At 75.0% G+C, this 13,283-nt stretch carries 14 protein-coding genes; 9 read left to right on the forward strand and 5 right to left on the reverse strand.

The genetic code is table 11. The features are described from left to right. The first annotated feature begins 177 nt into the window (after nucleotides 1–177). The 4 genes from ACFV8H_RS02905 to ACFV8H_RS02920 all read left to right on the forward strand — a co-directional run bounded on the left by ACFV8H_RS02905 (nucleotide 178) and on the right by ACFV8H_RS02920 (nucleotide 4,537). Nucleotides 178–1,113: an alkaline phosphatase family protein gene (locus tag ACFV8H_RS02905; RefSeq protein WP_380396254.1), complete on the forward strand. Its 936-nt coding sequence runs from the start codon at nucleotides 178–180 to the stop codon at nucleotides 1,111–1,113. A gap of 5 nt (nucleotides 1,114–1,118) precedes the next feature. Then, nucleotides 1,119–2,450: an MFS transporter gene (locus ACFV8H_RS02910; RefSeq protein ID WP_380396255.1), complete on the forward strand. Its 1,332-nt coding sequence runs from the start codon at nucleotides 1,119–1,121 to the stop codon at nucleotides 2,448–2,450. A gap of 41 nt (nucleotides 2,451–2,491) precedes the next feature. Then, nucleotides 2,492–3,526: a TolB family protein gene (locus ACFV8H_RS02915; RefSeq protein ID WP_380396342.1), complete on the forward strand. Its 1,035-nt coding sequence runs from the start codon at nucleotides 2,492–2,494 to the stop codon at nucleotides 3,524–3,526. A gap of 96 nt (nucleotides 3,527–3,622) precedes the next feature. Further along, nucleotides 3,623–4,537 carry a hypothetical protein gene (locus tag ACFV8H_RS02920; RefSeq protein ID WP_380396256.1) on the forward strand — a complete coding sequence of 305 codons (915 nt, stop codon included), beginning with the start codon at nucleotides 3,623–3,625 and terminating at the stop codon, nucleotides 4,535–4,537. A 71-nt stretch (nucleotides 4,538–4,608) separates the two neighbouring features. Here ACFV8H_RS02920 and ACFV8H_RS02925 read toward each other — a convergent pair whose 3' ends face one another. Then, nucleotides 4,609–5,568 carry an EamA family transporter gene (locus ACFV8H_RS02925; RefSeq protein WP_380396257.1) on the reverse strand — a complete coding sequence of 320 codons (960 nt, stop codon included), beginning with the start codon at nucleotides 5,566–5,568 and terminating at the stop codon, nucleotides 4,609–4,611. Nucleotides 5,569–5,706: 138 nt separating this feature from the next. Between ACFV8H_RS02925 and ACFV8H_RS02930 the strand changes: the two genes are divergently transcribed. Beyond that, nucleotides 5,707–6,216 (forward strand): MarR family winged helix-turn-helix transcriptional regulator, encoded by a 510-nt coding sequence (locus ACFV8H_RS02930; RefSeq protein ID WP_380396258.1) that lies wholly within the window; start codon nucleotides 5,707–5,709, stop codon nucleotides 6,214–6,216. A gap of 76 nt (nucleotides 6,217–6,292) precedes the next feature. Beyond that, complete coding sequence (locus tag ACFV8H_RS02935; RefSeq protein WP_380396259.1) at nucleotides 6,293–6,745, forward strand: hypothetical protein; 453 nt, start codon at nucleotides 6,293–6,295, stop codon at nucleotides 6,743–6,745. Nucleotides 6,746–6,752: 7 nt separating this feature from the next. On the opposite strand, the gene ACFV8H_RS02940 is transcribed toward ACFV8H_RS02935, so the two are convergent. After that, nucleotides 6,753–7,409 (reverse strand): class I SAM-dependent methyltransferase, encoded by a 657-nt coding sequence (locus ACFV8H_RS02940; RefSeq protein WP_380396260.1) that lies wholly within the window; start codon nucleotides 7,407–7,409, stop codon nucleotides 6,753–6,755. A 231-nt stretch (nucleotides 7,410–7,640) separates the two neighbouring features. Further along, nucleotides 7,641–8,828 carry an FAD-dependent monooxygenase gene (locus ACFV8H_RS02945; protein WP_380396261.1) on the reverse strand — a complete coding sequence of 396 codons (1,188 nt, stop codon included), beginning with the start codon at nucleotides 8,826–8,828 and terminating at the stop codon, nucleotides 7,641–7,643. Between the two features lie 141 nt (nucleotides 8,829–8,969). Here ACFV8H_RS02945 and ACFV8H_RS02950 point away from each other — a divergent pair, with 141 nt between their 5' ends. Together ACFV8H_RS02950 and ACFV8H_RS02955 are read left to right on the forward strand one after the other, a co-directional pair. Continuing rightward, nucleotides 8,970–9,587, forward strand: coding sequence for a TetR/AcrR family transcriptional regulator (locus tag ACFV8H_RS02950; RefSeq protein ID WP_380396262.1), 618 nt, complete (start codon nucleotides 8,970–8,972; stop codon nucleotides 9,585–9,587). A 59-nt stretch (nucleotides 9,588–9,646) separates the two neighbouring features. Further along, nucleotides 9,647–11,323: a serine/threonine-protein kinase gene (locus ACFV8H_RS02955; RefSeq protein ID WP_380396263.1), complete on the forward strand. Its 1,677-nt coding sequence runs from the start codon at nucleotides 9,647–9,649 to the stop codon at nucleotides 11,321–11,323. Nucleotides 11,324–11,330: 7 nt separating this feature from the next. On the opposite strand, the gene ACFV8H_RS02960 is transcribed toward ACFV8H_RS02955, so the two are convergent. Beyond that, a complete protein-coding gene (locus tag ACFV8H_RS02960) occupies nucleotides 11,331–11,807 on the reverse strand; it encodes an OsmC family protein (protein ID WP_380396264.1) in 477 nt (158 codons plus the stop codon). A gap of 340 nt (nucleotides 11,808–12,147) precedes the next feature. Between ACFV8H_RS02960 and ACFV8H_RS02965 the strand changes: the two genes are divergently transcribed. Next, entirely contained in the window at nucleotides 12,148–12,663 is a 516-nt protein-coding gene (locus tag ACFV8H_RS02965; RefSeq protein ID WP_380396265.1) for a hypothetical protein, read from the forward strand. Between the two features lie 66 nt (nucleotides 12,664–12,729). Here ACFV8H_RS02965 and ACFV8H_RS02970 read toward each other — a convergent pair whose 3' ends face one another. After that, nucleotides 12,730–13,272, reverse strand: coding sequence for a chloramphenicol phosphotransferase CPT family protein (locus ACFV8H_RS02970; protein WP_380396266.1), 543 nt, complete (start codon nucleotides 13,270–13,272; stop codon nucleotides 12,730–12,732). Nucleotides 13,273–13,283: the final 11 nt, after the last annotated feature.

Raw genomic sequence — 13,283 nt, forward strand, 5'->3', positions numbered from 1 at the left:
CGCCGTGGTTCCCGGCATCTGCCCTGCACGGTGTGGTCCGGCGTCCGGTTGCTCCGTACCGGGACCGCCTCGCAGCTGTTCGTCTGTTCTTCACTTCTCTTGTGCGGTACACGACACGCCGCGATCCTACTGTTCTCGGCGCTCCCGCCCCGGAAGCCCCGACCCCCGGAGGACCCCATGGCCTTCGCACGACCCCGCACCCCCGGCACCCCCACGGCCGGCCCGCGCCCCGCCCGTCGCCGCAGGCTCCGCCCGATCACCGCCCTCGCCACCGGCCTCGGCCTGGTCGCCGGCTCGCTCGGCCTGTGGGCCGCGAGCGGCGACGCGGCCGCCGACACCGCCGCCGCCCTGCCCTCGCCCGACCACATCGTGGTCGTGATGATGGAGAACCACGCCTACTCGCAGGTGATCGGCAGCTCCAACGCGCCGTACTTCAACACCACCCTGGCGGCCGGCGGCGCGACGCTGACCCAGTCCTACGCGCTCACCCACCCCAGCCAGCCCAACTACTACATGCTGTTCTCCGGCAGCGCCCAGGGCATCACGGACGACAGCTGCGTGGACGTCGGCGCGATGCAGCAGCCCAACCTCGCCTCCGAGCTGCTCGCCGCCAACCAGACCTGGGCCAGCTACAACGAGGGCCTGCCCTCGGTCGGCGCCACCGACTGCCGGGTCGACAACTACGCCCAGAAGCACAACCCGTGGTTCGGCTTCGGCAACGTGCCCACCTCCACCGCCTACGGCATGGACGCCTTCCCGACCGACTTCACCACCCTGCCGAAGGTCTCCTTCGTCACCCCGGACCTCTGCGACGACATGCACGACTGTTCGGTCGGCACCGGCGACACCTGGCTGCAGAACAACCTCGACGCCTACGCCCAGTGGGCCAAGAGCAACAACAGCCTGCTGGTGGTGACCTTCGACGAGGACAACAAGCTGTCGGGCAACCGCATCCCGACCGTCGTCTACGGCGCCCACGTCGCCCCCGGCAGCTCCACCGCCACCCGGTACAACCACTACGACGTGCTGCACACCCTGGAGGACCTGGCCGGCGTCAACGCCCACGCCGGCAACTCCGCCGGGGCCTCCGACATCACCGGCATCTGGAACTGACGCCCGTGTACGTCGCGGACTCCCGCAGCTCGAAGGCCCCCGTCGCACCGGCCACCGGCCAGGTGCGGCGGGGCGCCGCCCTGCGCTCGGTGCCGGGGGCGGTCCTCGCCCTCGGCGCGGTCAGCATGGTCACCGACGTCTCCTCGGAGATGGTCAACGCCGTGCTGCCGCTCTACCTGCTCACCGGACTCGGCCTCTCCCCGCTCGGCTTCGGCCTGCTCGACGGCATCCAGAACGGGTTCAGCGCCCTGGTCCGGCTGGTCGGCGGCCACCTCGCCGACCGCCGCGGCCGCGACGGGGCCGCCCGGCACAAGGCCGTCGCGGCCGTCGGCTACGGGCTCTCCGCGGCGTGCCGGCCCCTGCTGCTGTTCGTCCACACCGTGCCGCTGATCGGCGCCGTCATCGCCGTCGACCGCACCGGCAAGGGCCTGCGCACCGCCCCCCGGGACGCGATGATCTCGCTGGCCACCGAACCCGCCCACCGCGGCCGGGCGTTCGGCGTGCACCGGGCGATGGACACCGCGGGCGCCCTGCTCGGCCCGCTCACCGCCTTCCTGGTGCTGCGGCTGGCCGGCAGCCCGCTGCTCGCCGACGGCGGCGAACGGCACGGCTACGACGCGGTGTTCACGGTCAGCGCCTGCGTCGCGGCGCTCGGCGTGCTGATCCTGCTGCTGTTCGTGCCGAACCGGCAGACCGGCGAGGCGCCGTCGACCGCCACCCCCTCGCTGCGCAGCAGCCTCACCCTGCTGCGCCTGCCCGGACTGCGCAGGCTCACCCTGTGCGCCGTCCTGCTCGGGCTCACCACGGTCAGCGACTCCTTCCTCTACCTGCTGATCCAGCGCCGGCTCGGCCTGTCCGTCACCCTGTTCCCGCTGCTGCCGCTCGGCACCGCGGCCGCCTTCCTGCTGCTCGCCGTCCCGTTCGGCGCGCTCGCCGACCGGATCGGGCGCCGCCGCCTCTTCCTGCTCGGCCACGGGGTCCTGCTGCTCGGGTACGGGCTGCTGCTCTCGCCGCTGCGCGGACTGCCCGCCGTGCTCTGCGTACTGCTGCTGCACGGCTCCTTCTACGCGGCCACCGACGGCGTGCTCGCCGCCGCCGCGGCCGACGCCGTCCCCGCCGAACAGCGCGGCGCCGGGCTCGCCCTGGTCGGCACCGGGCAGGCGCTGGCCCGGTTCGCCTGCTCGCTGCTGTTCGGCGCGCTGTGGAGCGCGGTGGGCGGGTCGACCGCACTCGCCTGGTCCGCGGGCGCCCTGGCGCTGTGCGTGGCCGGCGCGGCGGTGGTGCTGCGCCGTTCGGAACCCGTCGTCGTGGAGCAGAGCGTGGAGGAGAGTCCGTGAACCCGCAGAACGTGAACCCGCAGAACGTGAACCCGCAGAACGTGAACCCGCAGAACAACCGCAGCCGGGTGCTCGTGCTGCTGATCGCCGTCCTGGTGCTCGGTGCGGTCGGCACCGGCGCCGTCCTCTACGCCGCCGACCGCAGCTCCGAACGGGACCGCGCCCAGGCCGGCGGACCGACCGTCGAACCCGGCCCGGTCTCACTCCAAGTGCCCACCAGCGGAAGACAGTTGCTCTTCCGCAACATGGCCTGGGGGCCGCACCGGGACGAGATCACCAGCGTCCCCGCCGACCACCCCGACGGCCCGCGGACCGCCTCCGGCACCCAGTGCCTGCGCTTCCACGCCGCCGCGGGCACCGGCATCTGCCTCCAGGCCCAGCACGGCGCGCTCGACGACACCTACCGCGCCGTCGTCCTGGACGACCACCTGCACGAGCGGCGCTCCTTCCCCGCCGCCGGCATCCCCACCCGCTCCCGGGTCTCGCCGTCCGGACACCTCGCCGCCTGGACCGTCTTCGTCAGCGGGGACTCCTACGCGGGCTCGGACTTCTCCACCCGCACCTCGATCGTCGACGTGCGGGACTGGAACCTGCGGGAGAACCTGGAGGACTTCGCCGTCGTCAAGGACGGCCACCCGTACCAGGCGCACGACGTCAACATCTGGGGCGTCACCTTCGCCGACGACAACACCTTCTACGCCACCCTCGCCAGCTCCGGGCAGACCCACCTCGTCCGCGGCGACCTCGCCGCCCGCACCCTCACCACCCTGCACGACAACGTCGAGTGCCCCTCGCTCTCCCCGGACGGCACCCGCATCGCGTACAAGAAGCGCGTCCCCGGCCTGTCGCCCGACGCCCCCTGGCGGCTGTACGTCCTCGACCTCGCGACCGGCACCGAGACCGCCACCGCCGAACAGCGCAACATCGACGACCAGGCGCTCTGGTCCGACACCGGGACGCTGGTGTACGCCCTGCCCGGCGACTACGGCGCCGACCTGTGGACCGTCCCGGCCGACGGCTCCGGCGCCCCGCGGCTGGTCACCAAGGCCGCCGTCGCCCCCGCCTACCTGGGCTGAGGAACTCTCCGCTAGCGTCCCACGTCGAGCAGAGTGCGACGTCCCGACCCGAGGTGCCGGTCGGACGTCCTGATCGAAGCGGGGGAACGAGCAACCGTGGACGGCATCCCACCCGAGCGCGTGGTCACCGACTCCTGGCCCGCCCTGCACGGCCGACCGGTCCTGCGGCGCACCGTCGCCGTCGGACTCGTGCTGTGCGTGTCCGCCGGCGCCGCCCTGATGGTGCGCGGCGTCAACGCGCTCACCGTCGGCCGGGTCGGGCGGGAGACCGACCGGGACCGCGCCGAACGGCTGGCGGGCCTCCACCCCTCCCAGCACCCCGGCGCGGGCCGCTACTACGTCCCGGTCGGGGCCGTCTACACCCGCACCTCGGACGGCGCGCCCGTCGCCTACCTCCACTACCGCCTCGGCGGCGGCAAGGAGCCCGGCCTCGGCGACTTCCTGCGCACCTACGACCTCCCGGCACCCGGACCGGCCGCCCCGCTGCCGCCGGACCTCGCGGCCGCCCTCGGGGGCGACGAGCCGTCCGAGGCGCCGGAGCTGCCGGAGCCGGTGGGGTCGCCGGAGCCGGCGGCGGGGTCAGGGTCGGCGGGGTCGGCGGGGGAGTCGGGAGCGCCCTCGCCCGTGCCGTCGGGGTCCGCGTCGGCCTCCGCCCCCGCTGCCGTGGTGGCCCCCGGCCCGGGCGTCGCGCCGATGGCCGTCGCGGCGGATCCCGCCACGGCCGATCCCGACCCGGACGGCTCCGGGGGCGGCGTCCCGGACGCCGGTACGGACGGCAGGGCGGACGCAGGTCCGGACGACGGCGCCGAGGACGGCTCCGGCGGCGCGGGCGGTACCGCGCCCGTCCCCGAGGACAGCACCCCCGACCCGGTCCCCACCCCGACCTGGACGCCCACCACCAGCCCGTCCGCCGTCCCCACCCGGGCCCCGTCGGCCCGCCGGATCTACGTGGCCGCCGTCCCGGGCGGACTGCCGGGCGCCGCCGACATCTACATCCGCGCCACGGGCTGAGCCCGGGTATGCCCGTGCCCCGCCGGCCAGTGGCCGACGGGGCGGGGACGGGAGTCGGGGGGTGCGGGCCGTCAGCGGGCGACCGCCGGTGTCCGGCGCTCGGGGGTGGGGGCCGAGGCGGCTGCCGGTGCGGGGATTGGCGAGGTGGGTGTCGGCGCGGCCGCCGGAGTCGTCCGGCGGGCCGGGGCCTGGCCGATCAGCATCGCGCCGAGCGCCAGCACCAGCCCCAGCACCTGCCAGGGGGTGAGCGTCTGGCCGAGCACCACCAGGCCGCCGACGGTGGCCACCACCGGGTTGACCAGCCCCAGGAAGGACACCGGACCGGCGCCGAGCCGCTCGATGCCGCGGAACCACAGCACGTAGCCGAGCGCGGTGCTGAGCAGGCCGAGGTAGGCGAAGCCCGCCAGGTTGGCGGTGCTCAGGGCCGGCGGCGCGCCCTCGACCAGGGCCGCCAGCGGGACGAGGAAGACCGAGCCGGCCAGCAGCTGCCAGGCGGTGAGGTCGATCATGGTGGCGCCCTCCGGGCGGCCCCAGCGGCGGGTCAGCACGGTGCCCGTGGCCATCAGGCCGATCGCGGTGACCATCGCGGCGATGCCGATGCCGTCCAGCTTCGCGCCGCTCTTGAGCACCAGCAGCGCCACCCCGGCGACCCCGACCAGTCCGGCGAGCAGCGCCCGCCGCCCGGGCCGGACCCGGAGCACCCCGACCGAGAGCCCGGCGACCAGCAGCGGCTGGATCGCCCCGATGGTGGCCGCGACGCCGCCGGGCAGCCGGTAGGCGCCGACGAAGGTGAGCGGGAAGAACAGCCCGATGTTGAGCATCCCGAGCACCGCCGCGCGCCCCCACCAGCGCCCCTTGGGCAGCTTGCGGCCGATCAGCAGCAGGAGCAGCCCGGCGGGCAGCGCCCGCAGTGCGGCGAGCAGCAGCGGGCGGCCCTCGGGCAGCAGCTGGGTGGTGACCAGGTAGGTGGTGCCCCAGGCGGCCGGGGCGAGTGCGGCGGTGACGGCGATCCCTGCGCGCTTGCGGTCCATGGCGGTTCCCAATCCCCTCAACGTTGACTATCTGAACGTTGAGATATTTCTACGCCCGGGATCGGCGAACGTCAAGTATGTGAATGTTAAGATATCTGCACCGGCAGCAGCCCGGCCGTCCGAGGGAGATGACAGAGCATGCAGCAGCGCGACACAGTCGACGACATCGCCGAGCAGTGGGCCAGGAACCGCCCCGACCTGCCGCTGGAGGCGATGGCCCTGATCGGCCGACTGCGGAGGCTCAACGTCCGGGTCGACAACGCCCTGCGCGAGTACTTCCTCACCTGCGGGCTGGACCCCTCCGAGTTCGACGTCCTCGCCACCCTGCGCCGCTCCGGCGAGCCCTACGAACTCAACGCCCGCGCCCTGCTCAAGTCCGCCATGGTCACCTCCGGCGCCATCACCAACCGGGTCGACAAGCTCTCCGCCAAGGGCCTGGTCGAGCGCAACCCCTGCCCCACCGACCGCCGCGCCGTCCTGGTCCGCCTCACCCCGGCCGGCAAGGACCTCATCGACGCCGCCCTCCCCGGCCACATCCGCAACGAGGAGAGCCTCCTCACCGCCCTCGACGCCGACGAGCGCGCCCACCTCGACACCCTGCTCCGCAAGCTCCTCGTCGCCCACGGCGACACCGAGCCGCTGGGCTGACCGCCGGGTCGTTCGCGTGACCACCACCTCCCGGCCGCGTTAACCCATCGGGACGACGCGCCGGAGGAGAAGCCCGATGAAGCACAGGACCCCCAGGGACATCGCCGTCGACGACCAGCTGCGGGCCGCCGGGGCGGAGGGCGCCCAGTGGCTCGCCGCCGCCGGGTGGGGGCCGCCGGTGCAGGTGCCGCTGCAGAACGCGGCCAAGTGGCAGCGGGAGACCAGGGAGCGGATGCTCGCCGCGCAGGAGGACGAGTCCTGCACCTGGTGCGACCACCTGCTGCACGGCGGCCCGCAGCCCGTCGTCGTCCACGCCGAGCACCCCGCCCACCTGGTCTGCCGCGCCTGCTCGATCACCGCCCGCCCCCACCGCCGCTGCGCGGACTGCGGCGAGCCGGCCCGGTCGGCCTCCCTGCTCGACGGCCGCGAGGACGTCTGCATGGGCACGGTGGCGATCTACACCCGCCTCCGCTGCCCCGCCTGCCACCGCCGCGACCCGATCAATGGGACCTTCGGGAGCGGATGGTGACGAGCCGTCAAGTACTCGCGACCAGCGCGTAGCGCTCGTCGTGCACCGGGCCGCCCCACAGGTCCGCGTCCGCGCCGAGCGGCTCGACGCGCAGCTCCGCCACCAACGGGCGGACCGCCGCGGCCAGTTCGTCGGCACCCACGCCGCCGCCCCAGGGCAGCCGCTCCGCCCCGGCGACGTACAGGGTCGCCTGCTCGCCCGCCTCGCGCCAGCGCCCCTCGACCAGCACCAGCCGCCCGCCGGGGCGTAGCAGCCGCACCCAGGCGCGCAGCGCCCGTTCCGGGTCGGGCAGGGTCCAGATCAGGTGCCGCGACAGCAGTACGTCGAAGCCGCCCTCCCGCACCGGCGGCACGCCCGCGTCCCCCACCAGGAAGCGCCCGGCCAGCCCGGCCGCCGCCAGCTTCGCCCGGGCCCGCGCGACCATCCGCGGCGCCAGGTCCACCCCCGTCACCCGGTGCCCGTCCGCCGCCACCAACTCGGCCAACGACCCCGTCCCGCAGCCGACATCGAGCACCTCCACCGCCCCGCCCGGCAGCCACCCCCGCACCCGCCGCGCCCACGCCTCCCGCACCGCCGGCGCCCGCAAGCCGTGATCCGGCTCCTCGTCGAAGGCCGCCGCGGCCGCGTCCCAGTAGTCGGAGATGGCCCGCCCGGAGTCCGTCATGCCGCCCATCCTCCCGATCCCCACTGACAACCCGGCCCGGCTCCACCCGCCCCAGTCGTGGTCCCAGTCGCGGCGGTCGCCGTGGGCGGGCCGGAGTTCCATCGTGAACTTGGCTTATCGCGTGGGAAGTTCACGGTGGGCGGCGAGTTGCTGGTCCCGTGGCCACTGACGGTCCCGGGGTGGGCGTCGCGCGGTGCCGTGTCCGGTAGTCGTCCGGTGCCGCCGAGATCCTCAGGCCGCCGGGTGGAGGGCGGGGGGCTGCCAGTCGTAGATGGTGCCGGTGCGGCCGAGGAGGGTGCGGGTGGGGAGGAGGCCGGCCAGGGTGAGGGCGGTGGTGCGCAGGAGGGTGGTGGCGGGGGTGTGGAGGGCGACCAGGCTGCCGGTGCGGCGGGAGGCGGTGACGACGGCGGTGGTGCGGGGGAGGCGGGCGGCGGTGTAGGCGGGGAGGGCGGTGGCGGGGTCGTCGGCGGGGTCGTCGGCGGGGGTGAGCAGCGAGGCGAGGACGACGGCGTCCTCGACGGCCTGGCAGGCGCCCTGGCCGAGGAAGGGACACATCGCGTGGGCGGCGTCGCCGAGGAGGGCGACCCGGCCGTGGTGGTGGGCGGGCAGGGGGTCGGCGAGTTCCCGGACGTCGTTGCGGAGCAGCCGGTCGGGGCCGGCCAGGGCGAACAGCTGGGGGACGGGGGCGCACCAGTCGCCGAAGAGCCGCCGGAGTTCGGCCGCTTCGTCGGCGGCGCGGTCGCCGGCCGGGGCGAGGGCGGCGGCGTAGACGTAGACCCGGCCGTCGGCGAGCGGGACGATGCCGGCGAGGCGGCCGGGGCCCCAGACCTCGCCGGCGGCGGCCGGGGGACGGTCGGGGCTGACGATGGCGCGCCAGGTGGTGAAGCCGCTGTAGCGCGGGCCGGGGTGGTGGGGGAAGAGCAGGCCGCGGGTGGCGGAGTGGATGCCGTCGGCGGCGACGACCAGGGCGGCCTTCCGATCGCCCTCGCGGGTGCGGACGACGGCGGGCCGGTGGTGGTCGCCGGGGTCGGTGACGGTGGCGGGGGAGTCGGTGCGGACGGTGCCTTCGGGCAGCGCGTCGACCAGGGCGGCGATGACCTCGGCGCGGGCGACGGCGGCGACGGTGTCGCCGAAGCGGGCCCGGACGGCGGCGCTGGTGGTGCGGACGAGCCAGCGGCCGGAGGGGTGGCGGATGCCGACGGCGGGGTGGTCGGTGGCGCGGGCGCGCAGCCGGGGGCCGACGCCGAGGAGGTCGAGGGCGCGCAGGGCGTTGGGGGCGAGGGCGAGCCCGGCGCCGACGGGGTCCAGGTTCGCGGCGCGTTCGTGGACGGTGACGGGGACGCCCTGCCGGTGGAGGGCGAGGGCGGCGGTGAGGCCGCCGATGCCGCCGCCGATGACGATCGCCCGGTGCTGGCCCATGGGGGCTCCTGTTCTCCCACGATCTCGGCAACTACAGCTGTAGTGACCGCTTGCCCGGCACCGTACTACACATGTAGTGGGCGGTAAACTACGACTGTAGTGAGTTGGGGGAGCCCACCGGGAAAGGCCATGATCGGACCCATGACGCCCCCGCGCCCGACCTCCCGAGCCCTGACGCCCGCGCGCCCGACCCTGATCGCCGACGCCGCCGTCGGCCTGATCGCCGAGGCCGGCCTGCGCGGACTCACCCACCGCGCCGTGGACGACGCCGCCGGCCTGCCCGCCGGCTCGACCTCCAACCTGGCCCGGACCAGGGCCGCCCTGCTGGAGCTGGTGCTCACCCGGATCGTCGAGCGGGAGACCGCCGACTACCCGGTCTTCGCCGAGGGCGAGCGGCCCCGGGCGGCCGCACCGGCCCGCGCACTGCTGGCCGAGGTCGGCGCCGAGGTGCTGTTCCAGGCGCTCACCAGCGGCCGCAGGCTCACTCTGGCCCGCCTCGAACTCGCCCTGGAGGCCACCCGCAGGCCCGAACTGCGCGTCGTCTACGACCGGTTGGGCGCCCGCTTCGCCGAACTCGGCGCCGACCTGCTCGCCGCCGCCGGCTCCACCGACCCCGAGGGCGACGCCCGCCGGCTGATCCGCTGGTGCGACGGAGTGCTGTTCAACGCCACTGCGGGCAGCGGGCACTGGCACGTGCCGATGCCGGAGGAGCTGCGCGCGGAGATCGACCGCTACCTCACCGCGTTGCTGGACCGGTAGCTCCGCCCGCGGGCCGCATCGGCCCTATACTCCGTGTGCTCGATCAGCCAGGGGGAAGCATGCTGAGTGTGCTCGAAGTCGTCGCACTGCTCATGATCGGTGCGGCGCTGCTGCTACGGCTGGCGACGCTGCCGGTGCTGGTGCGTGCCCAAACGGCCGCGCGCCGAAGGGCGTTGGCCGCCACCGGTGCGGACGCGGGCGGGGGTGCGCCGGGCGGGGTCGGCGCGACCGTCGGCGAGCTGGTGCTGGGCCTGCTGGGCATCGCCGGGGTGGTGGTGTCACTGTCCTACAACGTCGTGGGCAACATGACGCACATCGGGCTGGGCGAGCCGTTCGACCCCGTCAACTCGAGGTACCTCGGCTACTCGGTGGGTCTGCACTTCGACACGGCGCAGACCGTGTACATCGCCGTGTTCGTCGTCTGCCTGCTGCTCTGCCTCCTGCTGTGCTACCTGACCCAGCGCAGGCTGCTGACCGCGGACCTGCCTCCGCAGATCTGGTCGGCGGGCGCGACCCAGGCCCGGGTCGTCGGCCTGCTGGTCCTCCGCGCGGCGCTCGCGGTGTTCGTCCTGCCGGCCGGTCTGGTCCTCCCGGCCCTGGTGTTCCACGTCGTCGCCTTCTCCGTGAGCGGCCGGCCCAAGGCGGTCGGTGCGCAGCCGGGGAGTGCTCCGGAGGCCGGGGCCGCCCAGGCGTTCCAGGCGTACCTGGACGCGCAGAACCCGTACGCGCCCACCGCCCAGCCGCCGCAGGGCCCCTACGTCCCCCCGCAGTTCACCCCGCCGGTCCCGACCGCCCCGCCGGTCCCGACCGCCCCGCCGGTCCCGCCCGCCCCGCCCGTCGGCAGTCCGCTGGGCGCGCACGAGCCCCGGACGATCGGCGGCTACCAGCTGCTCGGCCGGATCGGCTCCGGCGGCATGGGCACGGTCTACCTCGCCCAGCGCCAGGGCTCCGCCACCCAGGTCGCGCTCAAGACCATCAACCCCGAACTCCTCGCCGAGGGCGACCTGTTGCGCCGCTTCCAGCGCGAGGCCGAGGTGCTGGCGATGGTCCCCGGCGCCTACACCGCCCGGGTGCTCGACACCGGTGTGGACGCCGGACGCCCGTACCTGGCCATGGAGTTGCTGGACGGGCGCCCGCTCGACGCCCATCTGCGCGAGCAGGGCCCGATCCGCTCCGCCGAGGCGCTGAACGCCCTGGCCCTGGCGCTGGCCGTGGCGCTCTCCGGGGTGCACCGGCTCGGACTGGTGCACCGGGACCTCAAGCCCGCCAACATCATGCTGACCACGGCCGGCCCGCGCCTGCTGGACTTCGGCATCGCGGCGATCGTGGACGGCACCCGGCTGACCGCCACCGGCGGCGGCCCGGGCACCCTGACGTACATGGCGCCGGAGCAGTTCGGCGACGAGCGGCCCGGCCCGGCGGCCGACGTGTGGGCCTGGGCGTGCTGCGTGGTCTGTGCGGCGTACGGCTTCAGTCCGTTCGCGGCGACCAACACGGGCGCGGTGATCCGCCGGATCGTGGAGAGCGGGCCCGAGCCCGCCGCCCTGGCGGCGGTCCAGGCCCTCGACCCGAGGCTCGCGGCCGTCGTCGCCCGTGCGCTGGCCATCGACCCGGCCGCCCGCCCGGCGGACGGCACGGCGCTGCTGGCGGCGCTCGCGGTGGCCCGGTCGACCACGCCGGACCAGGCGGCCGTCCACGAGCAGATCACCCGCGGCTGGCGCACCCTCACGCTCTGACCTGCGGCTACCCCGCGGCCCCCACCGTCACCTCGGCCTCGTGCCGCACCGGGAAGTTCACCGAGTTGGCGATGAAGCAGCCCCGGTTCGCCGCCCCGTGCAGGCCGAGGGCCCGCTCCACCATCCCCGGCTCGGCGACCTCGACGCGCGGGTGCAGCACCACCGAGGTGAAGCGCACGCCCTCCTGGGTCACGGTCATGGTGCCCGCCGGCCGGTCCGCGTACGAGGTCACCACGACCCCGTTCACCGCGCACTGGTGCAGGTACGACAGCAGGTGGCACTGGGCGAGCGAGACCAGCAGCAGTTGCTCCGGGTTCCAGCGGGCCGGGTCGCCGTGGAAGGCGGGGTCGGCGGAGCCGAGGATGCCCGGCAGGCCCTCGACCGACACCTCGACGTCGCGGGAGTAGGCCCGGTAGTCGCTGGTGCCGGTGCCCCGGTTGCCGGTCCAGTGGAGCTCGGCGGTGTACTCGTACTGCCTGGCCATGGGGGTGCCTCCGCGGGAAGGGGGTGTCCCCGGACAGTCAACCGCAACGGGCCGCCCGCGCGCGGCCTCCCGTGCGGCGGACGTCGCCGGGCCATGGGCCATGCGTGCCCGGTCGACGCCGCCGACCGGGTGACCTCCGGTCGCCCGTCCGGGTGGTGGCCTGGACGGTCGCGCGGTACAGAACATCCGCTCACGAACGACTGCCGCCGTGCCCCACCGGGGAAGCGGCCGGTTTCACCCGGATCGACACGCGCGATCACGGATCGTCGCCGTCCGCCCGTCGGCGTGATGGGATGCCCCCGGCCACGAGGCCACCCCGGAACCGATCTCGGAGACTCCGTTGCAGCGACCCATCACCCTCAAGCGTTCCCTCGCCCTCGCCTCCGCAGCGCTCACCGTCGGCGTGGTCACCGCGCTGAGCATGCCGGCCGTGGCCGACACCCAGCCCCAGGCCGGCACCCACCACGCGACCAGGGCGGCCGTGGTGCCGGACATGACCTTCGACAGCACGGGCACCGCCGACCTCGGCAACGCCCCGCAGGGGCTCGGCAAGGCCTTCGGCGGCAGGGCCGCGATGAAGGACGTCGACGGCAAGACCATCGGCACCGCCTACGCCAACTGCGGCAAGGACGCGACCGGCACGACCGCGGACGAGGTGCTGTGCACGAGCGTCTTCAAGTTCAGCGACGGAGCCCAGATCGCCGCCGACGGGGTCATCCCGGTCCCACGTTCGGGGGCCGAGCTCAAGGAGTTCGACGCCATCGTCACCGGCGGCACCCTCAGGTACGAGGGCATCACCGGCGTCGCCCGCTTCACCCCCCGCTCGGTCGGGGTCTACGCCGTCACCTTCAGCTGACCGCGCGAACCCCGCCTCGCACCCCTCGACCCCACGCCGGGCCGGGGGGTGCGCCGTGTGCGGGCGTCAGCCGCCCGCCAGGACGCGCTCGACGATCAGCCCGGCGCAGTCCTCCACCGAGGCCTGCGAACTGTCGACCACCAGGTCGTACGCCACGCCCTCGTGCACCGACTCCGCCTGCACGGCGGCCATCCCGGCGACCCGGTCGCCGCGCGCGGCCTCCCGGGCCGCGGCCACCGCCGGGTCGCAGCGCACGCCGACCCAGAGCACCTCCAGGCCGTCCAGCGCCGCGCGCCACCGCCGCTGGGAGGCGACCCCGCCGAGGAACACCTCGTCGACCAGGACCGGCGCTCCGGCCCGGGCCATCGCGGCCACGCCGAGCGTCCAGGCGGCGTCCAGCCGGGCGAAGGCCGGCCCGACCTCCACCGTGCCGTCCCCGTCCGTCAGGCCGCCGATGCCCTCCTCGCCGCCGAGCAGCCACGGCGGCAGCGCCTCCACCATGGTGTCCGCGCCGAGGTGCAGCCACGGCTCCGGGAGCAGCTCCTGCAAGCGCCGGGCGATGCTCGACTTCCCGGAACTGGAACCGCCGTTGAGTACGATCACATCCATGCGCGCATCCT

This window comes from Kitasatospora sp. NPDC059827 (assembly GCF_042731675.1).
Classification (GTDB): Bacteria; Actinomycetota; Actinomycetes; order Streptomycetales; family Streptomycetaceae; genus Kitasatospora.